Origin of the sequence: Leeuwenhoekiella sp. LLG6367-2.1, assembly GCF_045055775.1 — a bacterium.
GTDB lineage: Bacteria > Bacteroidota > Bacteroidia > Flavobacteriales > Flavobacteriaceae > Leeuwenhoekiella > Leeuwenhoekiella aequorea.
Map to the genome: position 1 here is coordinate 1608210 of NZ_CP159331.1, position 21076 is coordinate 1629285.

Annotated in this window: 19 protein-coding genes; 16 read left to right on the forward strand and 3 right to left on the reverse strand. The window is 36.6% G+C overall.

Features of this window, described 5'->3' with window-relative positions:
- The first annotated feature begins 38 nt into the window (after positions 1-38).
- The 16 genes from hemH to ABVM53_RS07425 all read left to right on the forward strand — a co-directional run bounded on the left by hemH (position 39) and on the right by ABVM53_RS07425 (position 17961).
- Complete coding sequence (gene hemH, locus ABVM53_RS07350) at positions 39-1079, forward strand: ferrochelatase (RefSeq protein ID WP_405330734.1); 1041 nt, start codon at positions 39-41, stop codon at positions 1077-1079.
- Positions 1080-1127: 48 nt separating this feature from the next.
- Positions 1128-2465, forward strand: coding sequence for an MATE family efflux transporter (locus ABVM53_RS07355; RefSeq protein ID WP_405330735.1), 1338 nt, complete (start codon positions 1128-1130; stop codon positions 2463-2465).
- 64 nt (positions 2466-2529) lie between these two features.
- Positions 2530-5628, forward strand: coding sequence for a VPS10 domain-containing protein (locus ABVM53_RS07360; RefSeq protein WP_405330736.1), 3099 nt, complete (start codon positions 2530-2532; stop codon positions 5626-5628).
- A gap of 132 nt (positions 5629-5760) precedes the next feature.
- Positions 5761-6309, forward strand: a complete 549-nt coding sequence (locus ABVM53_RS07365) for a CopD family protein (protein WP_405330737.1) — start codon at positions 5761-5763, stop codon at positions 6307-6309.
- A 28-nt stretch (positions 6310-6337) separates the two neighbouring features.
- Entirely contained in the window at positions 6338-7801 is a 1464-nt protein-coding gene (locus tag ABVM53_RS07370; protein ID WP_405330738.1) for an ATP-binding protein, read from the forward strand.
- 19 nt (positions 7802-7820) lie between these two features.
- Entirely contained in the window at positions 7821-8603 is a 783-nt protein-coding gene (locus ABVM53_RS07375) for an enoyl-CoA hydratase/isomerase family protein (protein ID WP_371455418.1), read from the forward strand.
- A 198-nt stretch (positions 8604-8801) separates the two neighbouring features.
- Positions 8802-9326 carry a hypothetical protein gene (locus tag ABVM53_RS07380; RefSeq protein ID WP_405330739.1) on the forward strand — a complete coding sequence of 175 codons (525 nt, stop codon included), beginning with the start codon at positions 8802-8804 and terminating at the stop codon, positions 9324-9326.
- A 189-nt stretch (positions 9327-9515) separates the two neighbouring features.
- Positions 9516-10592 carry a DUF262 domain-containing protein gene (locus ABVM53_RS07385; protein WP_405330740.1) on the forward strand — a complete coding sequence of 359 codons (1077 nt, stop codon included), beginning with the start codon at positions 9516-9518 and terminating at the stop codon, positions 10590-10592.
- Positions 10592-11056 carry an MAE_28990/MAE_18760 family HEPN-like nuclease gene (locus ABVM53_RS07390; protein ID WP_405330741.1) on the forward strand — a complete coding sequence of 155 codons (465 nt, stop codon included), beginning with the start codon at positions 10592-10594 and terminating at the stop codon, positions 11054-11056. Before ABVM53_RS07385 ends, ABVM53_RS07390 begins: the two co-directional genes overlap by 1 nt.
- Before the next feature lie 96 nt (positions 11057-11152).
- Positions 11153-12229 carry a PA0069 family radical SAM protein gene (locus tag ABVM53_RS07395; RefSeq protein WP_405330742.1) on the forward strand — a complete coding sequence of 359 codons (1077 nt, stop codon included), beginning with the start codon at positions 11153-11155 and terminating at the stop codon, positions 12227-12229.
- A gap of 50 nt (positions 12230-12279) precedes the next feature.
- The gene (locus ABVM53_RS07400) at positions 12280-13410 is read left to right on the forward strand and encodes a peptidoglycan DD-metalloendopeptidase family protein (protein ID WP_405330743.1); all 1131 of its coding nucleotides are present in this window, start codon (positions 12280-12282) and stop codon (positions 13408-13410) included.
- Positions 13411-13508: 98 nt separating this feature from the next.
- Entirely contained in the window at positions 13509-14873 is a 1365-nt protein-coding gene (locus ABVM53_RS07405; RefSeq protein ID WP_371455368.1) for an acyl-CoA dehydrogenase family protein, read from the forward strand.
- Between the two features lie 90 nt (positions 14874-14963).
- The gene (locus tag ABVM53_RS07410) at positions 14964-15686 is read left to right on the forward strand and encodes an FKBP-type peptidyl-prolyl cis-trans isomerase (RefSeq protein WP_128756173.1); all 723 of its coding nucleotides are present in this window, start codon (positions 14964-14966) and stop codon (positions 15684-15686) included.
- 76 nt (positions 15687-15762) lie between these two features.
- Complete coding sequence (locus ABVM53_RS07415; protein WP_405330744.1) at positions 15763-16491, forward strand: FKBP-type peptidyl-prolyl cis-trans isomerase; 729 nt, start codon at positions 15763-15765, stop codon at positions 16489-16491.
- Positions 16492-16780: 289 nt separating this feature from the next.
- Positions 16781-17674: a DnaJ C-terminal domain-containing protein gene (locus ABVM53_RS07420; protein WP_405330745.1), complete on the forward strand. Its 894-nt coding sequence runs from the start codon at positions 16781-16783 to the stop codon at positions 17672-17674.
- On the forward strand, positions 17671-17961 hold the full coding sequence (locus ABVM53_RS07425) for a chaperone modulator CbpM (RefSeq protein WP_405330746.1): 291 nt from the start codon (positions 17671-17673) through the stop codon (positions 17959-17961). The genes ABVM53_RS07420 and ABVM53_RS07425 overlap by 4 nt, the downstream gene beginning before the upstream one ends.
- Positions 17962-17994: 33 nt before the next feature.
- On the opposite strand, the gene ABVM53_RS07430 is transcribed toward ABVM53_RS07425, so the two are convergent.
- The 3 genes from ABVM53_RS07430 to ABVM53_RS07440 all read right to left on the reverse strand — a co-directional run bounded on the left by ABVM53_RS07430 (position 17995) and on the right by ABVM53_RS07440 (position 20997).
- Complete coding sequence (locus tag ABVM53_RS07430) at positions 17995-19029, reverse strand: aldo/keto reductase (protein ID WP_405330747.1); 1035 nt, start codon at positions 19027-19029, stop codon at positions 17995-17997.
- A gap of 164 nt (positions 19030-19193) precedes the next feature.
- Positions 19194-20153 carry an OmpA family protein gene (locus tag ABVM53_RS07435; RefSeq protein ID WP_371455363.1) on the reverse strand — a complete coding sequence of 320 codons (960 nt, stop codon included), beginning with the start codon at positions 20151-20153 and terminating at the stop codon, positions 19194-19196.
- A gap of 73 nt (positions 20154-20226) precedes the next feature.
- Positions 20227-20997: an exodeoxyribonuclease III gene (locus ABVM53_RS07440; RefSeq protein WP_405330748.1), complete on the reverse strand. Its 771-nt coding sequence runs from the start codon at positions 20995-20997 to the stop codon at positions 20227-20229.
- Positions 20998-21076: the final 79 nt, after the last annotated feature.

Genomic DNA, 21076 nt, shown 5'->3' on the forward strand with positions numbered 1-21076 from the left:
GTGGATAAGTTGTAATTTTGTGAATCAAAAAAAAGAAAATGAAAAAAGGAGTACTTATGGTTAATCTGGGCTCCCCAGATAGTACAGACCCTAAAGATGTAAAAAAATACCTCGGAGAGTTTTTGATGGACGAGCGCGTTATCGACTTTCCATTATGGGCGCGTACCCTTCTAGTGAAAGGGATAATTTTAAATACACGTCCTAAAAAATCTGCAGAAGCCTATTCAAAAATCTGGTGGGAAAAAGGATCTCCTCTCATCGTTTTGAGCGAAATGTTACAGGAAAAAGTGTCTGAAAAAGTAGATGTTCCTATAGTTTTAGCTATGCGTTATGGTTCGCCCTCTATGATGCAAGGCCTTCAAAAACTCAATGATATGGGAGTTGATGAGGTACTTATTTTTCCTTTGTATCCTCAATTTGCAATGGCTACTACCGAAACTATTTTAGTTCTGGCCGAAGAAATACGTGCTGCACACTTTCCGCATATGCGTTTTTCAGATATTCCGGCATTTTATAACAAACCAGAATATATCGAAGTGCTGTCGCGTAGTATAGAAGAGAAAATTAAAGATCTCGATTTTGAGAAATTAGTCTTTAGTTATCACGGTGTACCAGAACGTCACATACGCAAGAGCGATGTCACAAAGAGTCATTGTAAAATAGACGGCACATGTTGTAAAACAGCTTCGGCTGCGCATCAGTTTTGCTATCGTCATCAATGTTATGAGACCACAAGGCAGGTGGCTGAAAAATTGAACTTAAAAGAAGGCACCTACTTTACTTCCTTTCAGTCTCGTTTAGGTTTTGACCCGTGGTTACAACCATATACAGACCGAACTATAGAGCGTTTTGGAAAAGAAGGCATTAAGAAAATGGCCATCGTAACTCCCGCCTTTGTAAGTGATTGTCTTGAAACTCTCGAAGAAATCGCGATGGAAGGCGAAGAGATTTTTCACGAGATGGGCGGAAAAGAGTTTACAACTATTCCTTGTTTAAATGACCGGGATGATTGGGCTCACGTAGTAGCTACATGGATAAATGATTGGGCAATTGTCGAATCTTCTAAAGCAATAGCATAATCTTATTCCCTCCATCTGGAGGGAATTTTTATTTAAACACCGGTATTATTGAAAGCTAACAGATCTGAAGCGCTGGGCACAGAACCTATAAGTAAATTACTTATACAACAAGCGTTACCCGCATCGATAGGCATACTTGTTATGTCGTTAAATATTCTGGTAGACACCATATTTGTAGGTAACTGGATAGGTAGTATCGCTATTGCTGCAATTAATGTTGTACTGCCTGTGTCGTTTTTTATTGCTGCTTTGGGAATGGCAATAGGAATAGGAGGAGCTTCTATAATCTCAAGAGCATTAGGGGCAAACGATTCTGGTAAAGCGCTCAAAACTTTTGGCAATCAAATTACAATCACCTTGGTTCTTACGATAAGTATGGTGGTGTTGGGATTAGCGTTTATTAATGAGTTGATTCCGGCGTTTGGAGGTAAGGGAGCTATTTTTGAACCGGCAAAAGTGTATTATCGTATCGTTTTATACGGTGTACCGGTACTAGCCTTATCAATGATGGGTAATAACGTTATCAGAGCAGAGGGGAAACCTAAGTTTGCGATGATAGCAATGATAATACCTTCAGTAGGAAATTTAATTCTTGATTACCTGCTTATCAATATTCTTGATATGGGAATGGAAGGTGCCGCCTGGGCGACAACAGTCTCATACATATGCTGTTTTTTATATATCGTTTGGTATTTTAAGAGTAATAACTCAGAATTAAAAATAGATATAAGCCACCTTGGTATCGACTGGCCTATCTTAAAAGAAATGTCTGCACTGGGTTTTGTTACTTTAGCTAGACAAGCTGTGGTAAGTGTCACTTATCTTCTGATGAATAATATTTTATTTGATCTAGGAGGAGAATCTTCTGTTACGGTTTATGGAATTATAGGCAGAATGCTCATGTTTGCGTTATTTCCGGTATTGGGAGTTACTCAGGGATTTCTTCCTATTGCAGGGTATAATTTTGGAGCGGGCAACTATTCACGCGTGCGGGAAAGTATCAAATTAGCTATACTATATGCTTGTGGTGTTGCACTCCTCATTTTTACAGTGATAATGATTTTTCCGGAGGCTATTGTGTCGGTTTTCACTCAAGACGAACTCGTATTAAAGGATACACCTAATGCCATGCGTTGGGTTTTTGCAGCCGTTCCTATAATAGGAATTCAACTTATAGGATCTGCTTATTATCAAGCAATAGGTAAAGCAACTCCCGCTTTTTTATTAACACTTACGAGACAGGGTTTCTTTTTCATTCCACTTGTATTAATTATACCAAGTTACTTAGGTGAAATAGGTGTTTGGCTATCGTTTCCCATAGCAGATACGCTTTCTACACTTGTAACCGCATATTTTTTATGGCGTGAAACCCGAACAAAATTATAGAGCAGGTATTAAGTAAGGCTACGATTGTGTATTTTAGTTAATTACTAATTCAGTTTATACAATTATGCGAATACAACTACTCAGATTATTTTGTTTAATTCTCGTTATTTCTTCATTTTCGACTCAAGCTCAGGATGTTGATGAATCTCTTTATGGCGCTTTAGAATATCGTCTTATTGGTCCTTTTAGAGGAGGAAGAAGTGCAGCGGTAACGGGTATTCCCGGCAAACCTAATCTATTTTATTTTGGTGCGACAGGTGGCGGAGTTTGGCGCACAAAAAATGGAGGGCGTAGTTGGGACAATATTTCTGATGGTTTTTTTGGGGGAAGTATCGGGGCTGTAGAAGTTGCACCTAGCGATCCTAATATTATATATGTAGGTGGTGGAGAAAATACGCTTCGCGGAAACGTTTCTTCCGGCTATGGTATGTGGAAAACCACAGATGCGGGTAAAACCTGGGAAAAGGCTGGTTTGCCTTTGAGTAGGCATATTTCAAAATTACGTATTCATCCTACAAATCCAGATATTGTTTATGCTGCAGTTTTAGGTGATATCTACAAGCCCACTCAAGAGCGTGGAGTTTATAAAACTACAGACGGAGGAAAATCTTGGGAGCGTATATTGTTTTCAAATGAAGATTCTGGAGCCATAGATTTGTCATTTGATCCGGGCAATCCACGTATTCTCTATGCTTCTACTTGGCATTCACGGCGCACACCTTATGATTTTACTAGTGGCGGGGAAGGATCGGCTCTTTGGAAAAGTACTGATAGCGGTACTAGCTGGAAAGAAATATCTAAAAACGAAGGCTTTCCGAAGGATACTTTAGGAATCATAGGAGTTGCTGTATCACCAGTAAATTCTGAACGGGTTTTTGCCATGGTAGAACATAAAGAAAAGGGTGGTTTATATCGCAGTGAAGATGGTGGTGAAAACTGGACTATGATTAATGATGATCGTAATTTGAGACAGCGTGCCTGGTACTATACAAAGGTATATGCAGATACAGAAGACGCCGATGTGGTTTATGTGCTTAACGTAAGCTATCACAAGAGTACAGATGGAGGAAAATCATTTGAAAGTAGCAATGCTCCTCACGGGGATCATCATGACTTATGGATTGCTCCAGAAGATCCTTCTCGTATGATTATGGGTGATGATGGTGGTGCGCAAGTTACTTATGACGGTGGAGAAACTTGGAGTACTTATCACAATCAGCCTACAGCACAGTTTTATAGGGTTACTACAGATAATCAATTTCCCTATCATATTTATGCTGCTCAACAAGATAATTCTACGATACGTATTCCTCATAGAACAGACGGTTATACTATAGGAGAAGATGACTGGGATGAGACAGCTGGTGGCGAATCTGCACACATTGCAGTAGATCCTAGAAACCCTGATATTGTATATGGTGGTAGCTACGACGGATTTTTAACTCGAGTAAATCATAAAAACAATACAACACGCTCGGTATCTGTATGGCCAGATAACCCGATGGGGCATGGAGCAGAGGATATGAAATACCGCTTTCAGTGGAATTTCCCTATTATGTTTTCTCGTCATAATCCCGAAGTTCTATACACATTTAGCAATCATGTACATAAAACGACAAATGAAGGGCAAAGCTGGGAAGTAATAAGTCCTGATTTAACAACTGATGATAAGTCAAAACAGAAATCTTCAGGAGGTCCCATCACACAGGATAATACTTCGGTAGAATATTACTGTACAATTTTTGCGGCTAATGAGAGTCCGTTAAAAGAAGGATTGTTATGGACCGGGAGTGATGATGGTCTGGTACATGTGAGTCGTGACGGCGGTGAGAACTGGGAAAATGTTACACCTAAGGGAATGCCAGAATGGATGATGATTAATAGCATTGAACCCAGTTATTTTAATGAGGGAACCTGTTACATTGCAGGAACAAAATACAAGACTGGAGATTTTGCTCCGTATTTATACAAAACTACAGACTACGGAAAAACTTGGAAAAAAATCACAAATGGTATTCAGCCAGAGCATTTTACACGAGTAGTACGAGAAGATCCTAAAAAAGAAGGTCTTCTCTATGCAGGAACCGAAACCGGAATGTATATATCCTTTGATGCAGGAAGTAATTGGAAGCCGTTTCAATTAAATCTGCCGGTTGTTCCTATTACAGATCTTGCATTAAAAGACAATAATCTAATCGTAGCAACTCAAGGTAGAAGTCTTTATATTATTGATGATTTGAGTGTTTTACATCAGTTAAATAGCTCTTCAAAAACAAGTGCTGTAAAATTATTTAAACCTAAAGATACCTATAGAATGGATGGCGGAAGTCGTAAAAATTCTAACGACTCTGGAACAAATCACCCAAGTGGAGTAATGACCTATTTTTATTTGCCCGAGTATGATGCAAAAAAAGATAGTATTTCACTAACTTATTTTGATGCTAAAAACGATACGATCAAATCATACAATAGCAAGGTTAAAAAGGATAAACTCGAGATAAAAGAAGGAGCCAATCAATTTAATTGGGATATGACTTATGATGGAGCAGAGCGACTGGAAGGAATGATTTTATGGTGGGCAAGTACAGAAGGTCCAAAACAAATTCCGGGAACTTACACGGTAAAATTAAATGTGAATGGAACAGACTACTCGCAGTCTTATAGCGTGCTTGCCGATCCCCGCAGCGAGTCTTCAAAAGAAGATATGGAAGCGCAATTTGATTTTATTACCGATGTAAATAAAACAGTTGATCACGCACATCAAAGTATTAAGAAAATACGCAATATTAATAGTCAATTAAGCGCTTTTGAAAAACAATATAAAGAGAATACAGCGACTAAAGATCTTCGGGAAAAGTCGAAGAAGCTGCGTGAAGATCTTGAAGAGATAGAAAAAGCACTTTATCAAACAAAAAACCGAAGCGGTCAGGATCCGTTAAACTTTCCTATTAGACTTACAAATAAATTAGCACACCTTAATTCATTAGTAGGTATGGGTGATTTTGCACCTACAGATCAGGATGTGGCTGTTAAAAACATGCTCACGCAACAAATTGAGTCAGAACTTAACAAATTTGATAAGCTCGTGAATGATGAGGTGTCTGCTTTCAATGAATCCTTTAATGCGATGCAATTAAATTATTTATTTGTTCAAGAAGATTAGTTTTTGAGAACTTCCTCCTTTAAATGGCGGGAAAGCAATTTTGAATAAAATGAGGGGTGATTCAGTTTAGTTTACAGCTATTTTGATGCTCCTCTTTTTTATTCAACGAGTAATTAGATTTATTTTTACCTTATGGAATACTACAATTACTTAAAATCATTGCATCTAATTTTTATAGTAACTTGGTTTGCCGGACTTTTCTATGTGCCTAGATTATTCATGTATCAGATTGAAGCATCAGAAAAACAAGAACCAGATCGTAGGATTTTAGGTGATCAACTTGCCTTAATGACAAAGCGTCTTTGGAAGATTATTACCTGGCCATCTATGATATTAGCGAGCTTATTTGCTTTTGCAATGCTACATTTAAACCCGGGAATACTCAATGCTCCCTGGATGCAAATAAAACTAGGTTTTGTCTTATTACTGTATTTATATCATTTTAAAAACCATCAGATTTTTAAGCAATTTCAAAAAGGGGATTTTAAATATTCTACGAAGTTTATGCGTATCTGGAACGAGGGACCAACACTTATTTTATTTGCCGTAATTTTTTTAGTGATTACAAAAAGTGCCACAAATTGGATTTGGGGATTAGCTGGTTTACTTACTCTTGCAATTTTACTTATGCTGGGTATTAAACTGTATAAAAGTATTCGCGCAAAAAACCCGAATGCCTGACGGCTCGATTTTTGATAATTTAAAGCCCATGAAATTTAACAAGCTTTCTTTACGCCTACGTATCTTTTTTGGGATGGTATTACTCATCTTAGGAGCTTCAATTTTAATTGGGATTATAAGTGTAATCCAGTATAAAGAAGAAGCAAAAGAGTATCATAGAGATCGTTTATTGCGCAAAGAAGATCAAATTAGGGCAGAAATCGACTACGTTCTGGATCAAACTTCTTATGAGATAACGGCAAACAACTTACCTAATATTTTAAGGTGGCAACAAAATATCTACCGTATAGCAGATGTTCATGAGTTACCCATAAATATTTACGACGTGCAAGGTCATTTACTTTTAAAATCTAAAGATGGCTTTGTAACAGATACTTTAGAAACTACTCTGGTTCCTAAAATCCTAGACGGTCTGGCAAACTCCCCTACAAAACGCTGGGTAGAACAGTTAGAGATCGATGGTGTAAAGTATACATCGTCTTATACTTACATCAATGACAATAAGTTTAAGCCATTAGCTATTATGAATCTTCCTTATATTCAGGATGATGATTTTATAACTCGTGAATTAGATGAGTTTTTACGACGACTTGCAGAAGGTTACCTGTTTATGTTACTTATTGCAACGGCATTGTCCTATTTTCTATCCCGCTATATCACTAGAAGTCTTAAAACAATAGGTGATAAAATGATCGAGACTCGTCTAGATAAACGCAACCAGCGAATCGAGATTGATGATGCTAGTGAAGAAATAAATAATCTGGTGCAATCCTACAATGGGATGATTGATGAGTTGGAAAATTCTGCGGCTCAACTTGCACAGAGCGAAAGGGAAGCCGCCTGGAGGGAGATGGCTAAACAAGTGGCTCACGAGATCAAAAACCCGTTAACACCTATGCGCTTAACCGTGCAAAGCTTTCAGCGTAGATTTGATCCAGAAGACCCAGAAATTCATAAAAAGCTTGATGAGTACAGCAAAACGTTAATTCAGCAGATAGATACGATGAGTTCAATTGCTGAAGCGTTTTCTAACTTCGCTAAAATGCCTGCTCAACAAAATGAAACGTTGAATGTGGTTTTTGTCACTAAACTTGCCCTCGATATTTTTACGGAACCTTATTTGACATTTGGAGCCGAAGAAGAAGTAATTACTGCAAAGTTAGATCGCACTCAACTAATACGAGTGATTACAAACTTGGTTAAAAATGCGATTCAAGCTACTGAAGATACTCCAGACCCTAAAATTCGAGTCGAAGTCAAACGAGAGAATGGATTGGTATGTATTTTAGTGTGTGATAACGGGCACGGTATTTCAGAAGATCTGGCGGAAAAAGTATTTGAACCTAAATTCACAACTAAATCTAGTGGAATGGGACTGGGACTGGCGATGGTTAAAAATATCGTGGAAACCTATAACGGAACCATTACCTTTACTTCTAAAGCAGAGCGAGGCACCGTTTTTAGAGTGTCCTTTCCGCAGGCAATTGTCTAAAAAATAAAAAATCAGAATTATGAATTTTGAAAATCTCATTTACGAAGTTGATGATCAATTGGCCATCATAACTATCAATAGACCAAAAAAACTCAACGCACTTAATAAAGAGACCATTCAGGAACTACACGATGCTTTTGCAGAAGCAGATGCTGATCCAAATATTGGAGTAATTATCTTAACTGGAAGCGGAGAAAAGGCTTTTGTAGCCGGAGCAGATATTAGCGAGTTTTCAGATTTTGAAGAAGAAGAAGGCGCATTATTAGCCCGTAAAGGACAAAAGCTATTATTTGATTTTATAGAAAACCTAAGTACACCCGTGATAGCTGCAATTAATGGTTTTGCACTGGGAGGTGGTCTAGAATTAGCAATGGCTGCTCATATACGTATTGCCAGCGATAATGCAAGAATGGGATTACCAGAAACTTCGTTGGGTCTTATTCCCGGTTATGGAGGTACACAACGTTTACCACAATTAGTAGGCAAAGGGCGCGCTTTTGAAATGATTATGACTGCAAGTATGATTAATGCGGATCAAGCATTACAATACGGACTTGTGAATCACGTAACGATGCAAGAAGAGTTAATGTCACACGCAGAAAAATTAGCTGCAAAGATTCTTGACAATTCTGGAGTTGCGATAGCAACGGCAATTAAAGCGGTTAACGCAGGTTTTAAAGCTGGAGTTAACGGTTATGATGTAGAGATTGAAGGTTTTGGTGCTTCATTTGATACCGAAGATTTTAAAGAAGGAACTTCAGCATTCTTAGAAAAAAGAAAGGCAGAATTTCCCGGGAAATAAAAGGGGCAATCTTAAATAAAGAATTAAAAAAAACCGCTTTTAAGCGGTTTTTTCTTTTTATATAAAATCCCTGAAAATCAGCATAAAATTATTTAATATCTCGTAATTCACTTCTGTAAACAATTATATTTGTTTGGATATACGGAGTTGTATGTCAGCAAAGAAATCGGGTTAAGATTAATAAATTAAAATAAAAAAATGAATTTGTGCATAAATTTAACAGCTGATAATTGGCTTAAAATTATATCTTTATTATTTGCCACAATTGGTGGTTTTTTCATTTATTATCAATGGCGAAAAAGTATTAAAACGAGGCGTGCAGAGTTTATTAATCAAATTCTTGAAAAGCTTCGTTTTGACAAAGAGCTCCCTAAATATATGTATATAATAGACTATAATCAACATTGGTATAGTCAATCTTTTCATGATAGTGATATTGAAGCTTCAATAGATAAGTTATTTTCTTATGTTGATTATATATGCTATTTAAAAGCTACAAAAAATATTTCAGCAACTGAATTTAAAATATTTCAATATGAAATAAGCAGGATTTGTGTTTCAAATTCGACTAAAAAATATCTATGGAATTTATATCATTTTTCCAGAAAAATTAAATCAGCTTGTTCCTTTCAATATTTAATAGATTATGGAATCAATTCTGAATTATTTCCAACTGATTTTAAAAATAATAATTCTCTTTATACTAAAACATTGAATTGGTAACTAATAGTGAAAATGGAAAATGCCGAACATATAACACCGTATAAAATTAATTACTAGTTCAGGCTTACTCATGAAAATCCTCGCGGATTTTCTATCTAGTTTGTACTTGCTAAATTAGTTGCTTAGAACACGCAACTAATCTTATACAATCGCGTTGGGCATAATTTTTAAAAAAAAAACAGTACTAAAATGAATGATATAAAGATAGAACAACCATTATTATTTGATTTTGACGATGAGACGGAAAATGAATCAATCGATTTTAGATATGTAATAACTAGTTATGGAGCAGATTATCCAGTAGATAGTTTAATGAAGAGAATACAAGATAAAGTTATTTTCATCCCACCTTTTCAAAGACAATTTGTATGGAGTATTAATGAAGCTTCAAAATTTATTGAATCTTTAATATTAGGTTTACCCGTTCCTGGTATTTTCCTTTCGAAAGAAAAAGACACTAATAGATTGCTTGTCGTTGACGGTCAACAAAGATTAATGAGTCTTTATTATTTTTATAAAGGTTACTTCCAAAGTACTCCTTTTAAGTTACAAAATGTGCAAAAAGATTTATTGGGACGTTCTTATGCAACACTGAAAACTTCTGATAGATTAAGACTTGACGATTCTATTATTCACGCAACTGTTGTAAGACAAGACGAGCCAGATGACAGCGAAAGTAGTGTTTATCAAATATTTGAACGCTTAAATTCTGGAGGAAGAGCATTAAAACCTCAAGAAATTAGAGCTTGTATATATTATGGAGAATTCAATGAACTATTAGGTGAACTTGTAAAAAGCCAAAGTTGGAGAGCTATTTTTGGTAAAAAACCAGATATTAGATTAAAAGAACAAGAATTAATATTAAGATTTTTTTCATTGTTATATAATAGAGAAAATTATGAGAAACCTTTAAAGGGATTTCTAAATGCATTTATGTCCGAACACCAGCATTTAGAAAAAATACCTAAAGAAGAGTTCGAAAATACATTTAAAAACACTTTTGACTTTATTGCTATAACAGTAGGAAATAAACCATTTAGAATTAAACGAAATTTAAACCTAGGAGCTTTTGATTCAATCTCTATTGGAGTAGCAGAAAGGTTAAAATCTGGAAAAATAAAAAACAAAGCTGAGTTTGTTGAAAAATATAGATTGTTAACAGAGAACGAAGAATTTATTTCAGTTGTTCAAGGAGGTACTTCAGATGAAAAAAATGTGATTGCTAGAATAAATATGGCAATAGAGTCTTTTAAAAACTTAGATTAATGGGTTTATATAAGCTTAATGTTTTTGAAAAGCAATTAGATAATCTATTTACTCAAGTTTCTACAATTGATGAAGGAGAGGAAACTAAAGCTCATTTATCTAGATATTTATGTGTTAAGACTTCTGGATATCTTGAAAATGTAACAAGGGTTTTAATCGCTAATTTTTGCGATGGAACTTCTCCTCAACCAATTTCAAATTACATTATTAAACGAACAAAATATATTACAAATTTAGACTTCAAACGAATTAAAAGCTTATTATCAGAATTCAACACTGATTGGAGTACCGAATTTGAAACCACAATTACAGACCAACAAAAAAGTTCTATAAATTCAGTTGTATCAAATCGGAATAGTATTGCTCACGGAAATAATGATAGTATAACTTTCCGAGATATGTCTCAGTATTATAATGACACAAAAGAAGTTTGTGAATTATTAAAAAATATTATCAAAAAATAACTATGAACAACACCGGCAATTGTTTTAATAATTATCAAGAAGTAGTTTAAATTCCAAAATAGGAAATATTCCATATATTTGTAATAAATCCTATTTATGAAAATCCCGGGTGAACATTTGAAAGGTAGGGGTGCGCAGCAGAATGTTGCTAATCGATTTTCGGTACACAGCCACGAGATGCGGGATGATTTTTTAAATCATTGTAATCAGGAAGGCGACGAACCCCAAAACCTCAAAACACTTTTTATAGATACTTTTCCAAAAACGATTGTCAATAAAGTTGAAAGTCCCGATGTGGGAATGGGTTATTCCTTAAATCCGTATCAAGGCTGTGAGCACGGTTGTGTATATTGTTATGCACGGAATTCTCACGAATATTGGGGGTATAGCGCAGGTCTGGATTTTGAAAGTCGCATTCTCGTTAAACGTAATGCGGTACGCTTGTTAGAACAACATTTTGCCAAAAAATCGTGGAAGGCGACTCCTATCGTTTTATCTGGTAACACAGATTGTTATCAACCCGCAGAACGGGAACATGAGATTACACGTGATTTATTAAAGACGTTCTTAAAATTTAGGCATCCCGTAGGGATAATTACAAAAAATGCTTTGATTCAGCGGGATTTAGATATTATTAAAGAACTGGCTTCTTACAATTTAATTCACGTAAATATGTCTATTACCTCACTCGAGGAAAAAACAAGGCGACTTTTAGAACCACGTACTGCAAGTGTTAGAAAACGTTTAGAAACCGTACAAAAATTAACAGATCTGGGCGTGCCGGTTCGTGTGATGACAGCCCCAATTATCCCCGGAATAAACAGTCATGAGATTCTACCACTTATTAAAGCAGCAGCAGATCACGGTGCAAATTCTGTAGGGTATACAGTAGTGCGTCTCAACGGGGCAATTGGTGCTATTTTTGAAAATTGGATACGTTCTGCGATGCCAGATCGGGCAGACAAGGTGCTTAATCAAATAGCTGCTTGCCACGGCGGAAATCTCAACGATTCGCAATATGGCAGGAGAATGAAAGGTAGCGGGGAATTTGCTAATCAAATACAATCGCAAATGGAACTTGGCCGAAAAAAATACCTAAACGGAAGAGAAAAACCTGCTCTCAATTGCGAATTATTTGAACAATACAGACCGGGTCAATTATCTCTCTTTTAATATAGAACTGGCACAATTTCTGTATTTTATATTTTGCTATATAAAAGAAAATGAAAAATAAACTAGTACTATATTTCAGCATTATCGCTGTAATTTTTGTGGTGTCTTGTGACAAAATAACAAAAGCTACAGATTTTATCACGCAACCTACTGCACGTGAAATTTACGCTCGTAATTTTAAGAATGATTCCGTGCCGTATATCGAGTGGAATGCTGCCTTTAAATCTGCTTTGGCAGATAGTCTAAATATCAATTCGCCCTATTTAGAAACGGGTAAATTTAATCCTGAGATTTATCCGGTGTATAGTTATGAAGTAAGTTTAGAACAAGGCCGAGTCTATAGCTTTATGGTTGAAACAGATTCTTTGAATCCGCTTGTCTTCCTAAATCTTTATGAAAAAACCCGAGATAGTTTACGCCCTTATCGGCTTATTGAAGAGGCTGCACATCAAGAAAAAGAAATCCGTTTTTCCACTAAAGATGCCGGTATTTTCAAGATTATTGTACAACCCGAATTGGGAGCAAAATCAACATTTGCATTTCGTCTAACCAGTACACCTGCATACCATTTTCCGGTTGCCGGTGCTTCCGCGAATGCGATACAAAGTTTTTGGGGAGCTTCTAGAGATGGTGGAAAGCGAAGTCATGAAGGTGTAGATATTTTTGCAACTCGAGGAACTCCGGTTGTTGCAAGTGTACCCGGTTTTGTAGGCAGAACAGGAAACAGAGGGTTGGGTGGTAAACAGGTTTGGTTGCGGGAGCGTATGTTTGGCAACTCGCTTTATTATGCGCATTTAGACAGTATAATTGCACGTGACGGGCAGCGTGTTGAGGTAGGTGATACTTTAGGATTAGTAGGTAATACCGGTAATGCCCGTACAACGGCGCCTCATTTACATTTCGGTATTTATAGTAGTGGTTCAGGAGCCATAAATCCCTATCCATTTATAAAGGAAGAATCACCTATTGATCAAAATAGCAAAGTAGGAGATACTACGCTTACCTATCGTATAAAAAATAGCGTTGCTAACCTTCGTAACGCAGCATCTGCAAAGGCAAATAAAATAGGCGAACTCACCAGAAACGATACTATTCGGGTATTAGGGAAATCAGATGGCTGGTTGCATATTGAAACTTTTAATTCTCAACGTGCTTACTTGCATGAAAGTCTGGTGAAGTAATTTTCATACTCGACAAAACAGCTTCTTATTAACAGTTTTTTGGCTATAAAAGCAGATTTCATAGTTACTTTTAGACTGAAAACTAAAAAGCTTAAACGATGTCGTTATTCGGAAAAGTAAAAAATACAATAGGTCTTCTAAAGTCTGTGGATCTTGACGCACTTGCAAAATTATCTGAAAAGGTAGATTTGTCGCAGGTAATGAGTGCGGTAGGGAATTTAGATGATCGCCAGCTTAAAGGCTTGATGAAGATGCTTAGTTCGCAAGCAAAAAAGGGAGAACGTAAGCTACCGCCTGTAGATGGAGATTTTTATAATATGGCACTTAAATTAACTCCCGAAGAACGAGAGTTGCAAATGAAAATGCGCAATTTTATGGAAGAGGAGGTTAAGCCTATAGCAAATGATTTTTGGAACAGAGCAGAATTTCCGCATCACATTATCCCCAAGTTTGCAAAATTAGGTCTCGCTGGGATCGCTTATAAAGGTTATGGCTGCCCGGGACAATCTTTTCTTATGGAAGGAATTCTCGCAATGGAATTGGCTCGAGTAGATGTGTCAATCTCTACTTTTTTTGGAGTGCATAGTGGTCTTGCTATGGGTTCTATCTATTTATGTGGTAGCGAAGAGCAAAAGCAAGAATGGCTTCCTAAAATGCAGAAATTTGAAAAAATAGGTGCATTTGGATTAACTGAGCCCGATGTAGGCTCTGGAGTTGCAGGAGGTATGGGAACAACTTGTCGCCGGGAAGGTGATGAGTGGGTTATAAATGGCCAAAAAAAGTGGATAGGAAATGCAACCTTTTCAGACATTACCGTTATTTGGGCACGGGATGAAGAAACAGATCGGGTTAAGGGATTTATAGTACGTAAAGAAAATCCTGGATTCCTAGCTGAGAAGATGGAAGATAAAATGGCATTGCGCACAGTACAAAATGCCTTAATAACTCTTACAAATTGTCGTGTTCCCGAGAGCGACCGTTTACAAAATGCAAATTCTTTTAAAGACACGGCAAAGGTTCTTCAAATGACGCGCGCTGGTGTTGCGTGGCAAGCGGTGGGTTGTGCAAGAGGAGCATATGAAGCGGCTTTAAAATACACAAAGAAGCGGGAACAATTTGGCAGACCTATTGCCAGCTTTCAGCTTATTCAAAATCACCTTGTAGAAATGGTGTCTAATCTTACGGCTATGCAAACAATGTGTTTTCGGTTAAGTGAGATGCAAGATGCAGGTCAACTTAAGGATGAACACGCATCTCTGGCAAAAGTATTTTGCTCGATGCGTACGCGGGATGTTGTGAGTAGAGCCCGTGAGGTTATGGGAGGTAATGGAATTCTATTAGAGCACGATGTCGCCCGATTTGTTGCAGATGCAGAGGCCATTTATAGTTATGAAGGTACAAAAGAGATTAATTCATTAATTGTAGGAAGGGCTATTACAGGTTTTAGTGCTTTTGTAAGCTAGTAAACCTTTGATATAAAGAATGACGGGTAAAGATTTTTATAGGTGTGAGAATATCACGTTATTTGCATCTGTATTTTTAAAAAACTAAAAATGAAATTAAATAGATTATTTCTTGCTTTGCCGGTAGCATTAACACTGGTTAACTGTGATGACTCAAAAAAGAGTTCGGGAGACTTAGAGCTTAAAACATTTAAGGACTCGATATCGTATATGATAGGTGGTAACACAGGAGCTCAATTTAAACAAGCCCTTGGAGATGATGCAAGCGAGCTTTTTGATTTAGATGTTTATGAGCAGGGAGTACGTAAAGGTTTTACAGACAGTATTGAGTTTTCTCAAGCTGAAATGCAAAGTCTTATGACGCGTTTTCAAGCTGAATTACAGAAGAAGCAAGATGCTGAGATGGCTACTAAAGCTGCGGAAAATAAAAAGAAAGAAGATGAGTTTTTAGCTGCAAATGCTAAAAAAGAAGGAGTAGTTACTACAGAGAGTGGTTTGCAGTACAAAGTTTTGACTGAAGGTACAGGAGCTGTTCCTACTGCAGAAGATCAAGTAAGTGTTAACTATGAAGGTAAATTAATCGACGGTACTGTATTTGACAGTTCATATGAGCGTGGGCAGCCTGCAACATTTGGCGTAACTCAAGTTATCGCAGGATGGACTGAAGCTTTACAATTGATGAAAGTAGGTGCAAAGTATCAACTTTACATTCCTGCTTCATTAGCATACGGAGAGCGTGGATCACAACCAAACATTGGTCCTGGTGAACCACTTATCTTTGATGTTGAGTTACTTGAAATAGTAAAAGAATAAAAAAGAAAAGCATAATTTTGAAAGGCACTGTAAACACAGTGCCTTTTTTATTTTATAATAAACCAATCCTTTTAAAATGCATATTAAAAACCTTCTACTTATAATTCCTTTCACTGCTCTTTTTATTAATTGCTCAAGTTCACGTGATGCGCTAAAGCAATCAGAACCTGAAGCAAAATTCACCACATTTAAAGACTCTGTGTCTTATGCGATGGGAGCATCGACTGCAAAACAATTTAAAGGAATGTTTGGAAATGCTCAAGATTCAATTTTTAATATTAATCAATATGAAAACGGACTTAGAGAAGGTTTAAAAGATACTTTAGCTCTGTCTGAAGAGGAGATTAGAGGGATTATGGGACGCTTTCAAGTAGAACTACGAGAACTTAAAGATAGAGAACGCGAAGCTGCAGAAGTTAAAAATAAAGCAGAAGAGACTAGTTTTCTTGCAGCAAATAAGACTAAAGAGGGTATTACTGAAACCGAAAGTGGATTGCAGTATAAAATTTTAAAGAAAGGTAGTGGAGCTGTGCCTGAGTCTTCAGATAAGGTAGAAGTACATTACGAAGGCCGTCTACTTGACGGTAAAATATTTGATAGTTCGTATAAGCGCGGAGAACCTATCGTTTTAGGGGTAAGTCAGGTTATTGCTGGCTGGACCGAAGCTTTAAAATTAATGAATGTGGGATCTAAGTATCAATTGTACATACCTGCAGAATTAGCTTATGGTGAAAACGGAGCCGGAGCAGATATTCCATCTTATGCAATGTTAATATTTGACGTTGAACTTTTAGCGATTAAATAATTCTTTCAGTTTACAACAACCTATAGGTTACATTAAATTGAAGACTTTAAGCTATTCTATAGACTGCTATTGTCGCGATTTTTAAATTAATTTTTTCCTTTCTGCTTTAGTAGTCCAGAGTAAAATAGATTTCAAATTCAGCGAATTCAGTGGCTGGTCTTAATTAAATTTTAATTAATCTTTTCGGTTCATTCTTCTAAATCTTCTAAATTTATAGGAGATAATATTCTGGTGAGTAGTTTTTTCAATAGAAATACATGCTTAGAATATCGTAAAATCAACAATCTCGATGGCATATATAGATTATTATAAAATTTTAGGTATAGATAAAAAGGCTACGGAAGCAGAAATCAAGAAAGCCTACCGTAAGCTTGCCCGTAAATACCATCCTGATGTTAATCCCGGGGATACTGAAGCTGAAGAAAAGTTTAAGCAATTAAATGAAGCAAATGAAGTTTTAGGGAATCCTGAAAATAGAAAGAAATACGATAAATACGGCAAAGACTGGCAGCATGCAGATGCGTATGAGAATGCAGAACGTCAACAGAGAGCCTATAGCAATCAGGGCGGTAGATCTCAATATAGCGGAGGATATGGCCAAAATGACTTTTCAGACTTTTTCGGATCGATGTTTGGCGGTTCTGGAGGAGCAGGCAATCGCAGTCAATTTAGAGGACAAGATTTTAATGCGACTTTACAATTAAATCTGGAGGAGGTCTATAAAACTGAAAAGCGTACAATTACCATAAACGGGAAAAATATACGGCTTACTATTCCTGCGGGAGTCGAAAATGGCCAGATTATAAAAATTAAGGGTTATGGCGGTGAAGGTATTAATGGAGGCCCTAAAGGTGATTTGCTACTTCAATTTTCAATTGCAAATAACTCTGATTTTAAACGAGATAAAGCGAACTTATATAAAACAGTAGATCTTGATTTATATACAGCGATTTTAGGAGGCGAACTTATTGTTGAAACCTTTGATGGTAAGGTAAAATTAAAAGTTGCTGCAGGGACTCAAAGCGGGGCGCAAGTAAAGCTTAAAGGAAAGGGATTTCCGGTTTATAAAAAGGAAAATCAGTATGGAGATTTGTTTATTACATACGCTGTCAAAGTGCCTACAGAACTGTCTGAAAGGGAAAAAGAATTATTTGAAGAACTCTCAAAAACACATTCCTCATGAGCTATGCAGAATACATACCGGTACCCAAACTCTGTGAACATTATAAAATACAAGAAACCTTTTTTGAAGAGTTACACGAGAAGGGAGTCTTGCAAATCGTAGTTGTAGAACAAACCTATTGTTTGCATTATGAAAGCATACCTATTTTTGAGAAAATAGTACGTATCTCTGAAGATTTACATATTAATGTAGAAGGAATTGATGTTATACTCAATTTATTAAATACTGTTGAGAATCTTAAACAAGAATTGATTGCCACTCAGAATAGATTAAGATTGTATGAATAAAAAAACCAGATCTTGATCTGGTTTTTTTTATTTTTATGGAGCCGGGTTAGGCATTTCCCGGTGCACAACATCAATTTCATCAAGTATTTCTTTTGATAATGTTATGCTTGCACTTCCTATATTTTCTTTAAGTTGATCTAAAGATGTAGCACCTATAATATTAGCAGTCATAAATGGTCTGTCTGTAACAAATGCTAAAGCTAGCTCAGTAATAGATAAGCCGTGATTTTTTGCAATTTGCATATACTTTTTTGTAGCTGCTACAGCAATTTCATTTGAATATCTATTGTATTTCGGGAATTGATTAACGCGAGAATTCTCTGTATCACTACCGTCTATATATTTGCCTGAAAGCGTCCCAAAACCTAAAGGAGAATAAGCTAATAAACCTACTTCTTCACGGTGTAAGAGTTCTGTAAGTCCTACTTCATCTTTTCGGTTTAGTAAATTGTAAGGGTTTTGAACAGTAATCATTTTAGGTAATCCTTTACGAGATTCTTCAAGGTATCTTGACAAACCATAAGGTGTTTCATTACTTAACCCTATATGTCTTATTAAACCTTCTTTTATAAAACTGTTTAAGCCCTCAAGAATTTCAGCAAAATTATCCTGCCATTTTTCAGTGTCATCGTGTGTGTATCCCAGTTTTCCGAAATAATTTGTGTTGCGCTCCGGCCAGTGAAGCTGATACAAATCTATATAATCTGTTTGCAGCCTTTTTAAACTTTTTTGAATAGCATCTCTAAATTCTGATTTAGTAAAACCACCAGTGCGAATATGCTGAGACATATCTGCCGGCCCCACAATTTTTGAAGCTATAACCAGATCATCGCGTCTTCCTCTTTTTGCAAGCCACGAACCTATAATTCGTTCTGTACTTCCATAGGTTTCAGCTTTTGCAGGAACACTGTACAATTCTGCAGTATCAATAAAATTCACTCCTTGATCCACAGCATAGTCAAGTTGAGCATGACCCTCTGCCTCGGTATTTTGTTGACCATAAGTCATTGTACCCAGACAAATTTTACTGACTTTGATTTCTGTATTGGGAAGGTTTGTATAAAGCATAAATGGAGTTTCGTGTTTTTTGTAAAAGTAAAAACCGAAAGTTTAAGAGCCGCCTTTCGGCACAAAAATTAATTAGTAAATTATGTAATTCTGTGTAGCCACTATACTTAAAAAAAATCGCCCGTCAGAAACGGGCGATTTTTAAATTTTATCAAATAAAGCAGTTAAATGTCATTTAGCAATTTAGTTACTTCATCTAGTTGCGGCGTTAGTATAACTTCTATTCTGCGGTTTTTTGCTTTCCCTTCGGCAGTAGAGTTAGGTGCCACCGGAGCAAATTCTCCGCGACCTGCAGCAGTGAGGTTTTGTGGGTTTATTGCAGAATTCTGACTGAGTATCTCAACAATCGCTGTTGCTCTTTTTGTAGATAAATCCCAATTGTTTGATATTACACCATTGCCACCATAAGGCACATTATCTGTATGGCCTTCGATTAGAACTGCGATTTCAGAATTTTCTGCCAGCACAGATCCCAGTTGCTGTACTGCTTTACGACCGTTAGACCCTACCGTCCAGCTACCGCTGTCAAAAAGTAATTTATTTTCAAGAGAAATATATACTTTTCCGTTGCGCTGTTCTACAGTTAATCCCTTGCCTTCAAAATCTACTAGTGCTTTTGAAATTGCGTCTTTAAGAGCGCGCATTTTTGCATCCTTAGCGGCAATCATAGATTCTAATTCATCTACACGCTGTGAACGCTCTGCCAGATCACGCTGAAGCTTTTCTAATCTAGCTTGCTCTGTAGCAAGTGCAAGTTGCTTTTCATCAAGTTCGCTCAGAAGCTCTCTGTTTTTCTTAGAATTTTCAGCAAGACTTTTAGAGCTATTTGCTTCCAGGGCATCATAAGATTTCTGAAGATTTTCGAGATTGCTTTTTGCAGCAGCATAAGCACTTGAAAGTTGATCGCGTTCTGCTTTAGTAGTTTCAAGTTCTTCACTCAATCGCGCAGATTCTGTTTCGAACTGCTTTTTAAGGCGGTTTGAAGTGGCAAGTTCTCTATCAAGATCTTGATTTTCAGATTTAAGACCGGCATAACGTGCCTCTAGATCTTTGTAAACTTTAGCAGAAACACAAGAGGTAAGTGTAGCAGCGCTAAATAGAATGAAGCAAAACTTTTTAAGCATAGTTATTTATTGAATTAGTTGTTTTTTGATTAACGCCGATGCCTTGAAAATATTGGTGTTAATTAATTAAAATTTACAAGCCATTATAATCCAGTTCTAGCAATGCAGGGCAGTGGTCGCTGTGTTTTGCTTCTGGTAAAATAACCGCTCGGGAAATTGCATTTTTCAAGGGTTCACTAACCATATTATAATCAAGTCGCCAGCCCTTATTATTAGCTCTGGCATTAGCGCGATAGCTCCACCAGCTATACTGTTCTACTTCTGGATTTAAGTGTCTAAAACTGTCTGTAAAACCACTGGTTATAAGTTCGGTCATCCATTCGCGCTCAACAGGTAAAAAGCCGCTCACATTTTTAAGGCGTACAGGATCATGAATATCTATAGCTTCGTGACAAATATTATAATCGCCACCTACCACAAGATTGGGCCTTGTTTTACGCAGTTCATCTGCATAAACCTGAAAGTCTGCCATATACTTAAATTTATGCTCCAGGCGATCTACATTTGTTCCGCTGGGTAAATAGATGCTCATTATGCTGAGATCACCAAAATCGACACGAATGTTACGGCCTTCAAAATCCATATAATCAATACCAGTACCGTGTACTACATTATCGGGTTCTTTTTTTGTAAGAATAGCCACCCCGCTATATCCTTTTTTTTGAGCACTAAACCAGTAGTCGTGATATCCTATTTCCTGAAGAAAATCGACATCTACCTGCTCTTTATGTGCCTTTGTTTCTTGTAGTAAAAGCACGTCTGGGTCGGCCTGCTTTATCCAATCTAAAAGTCCTTTTTTTAATGCTGCGCGAATTCCGTTGACGTTATATGTGATAATTTTCATGCGTGTATTGTGAGTTTAGGGCGAAGTTAAATATTTCGGTTTGATCTGATTCAATTATAAGATTTGGATCTCTTTTTAA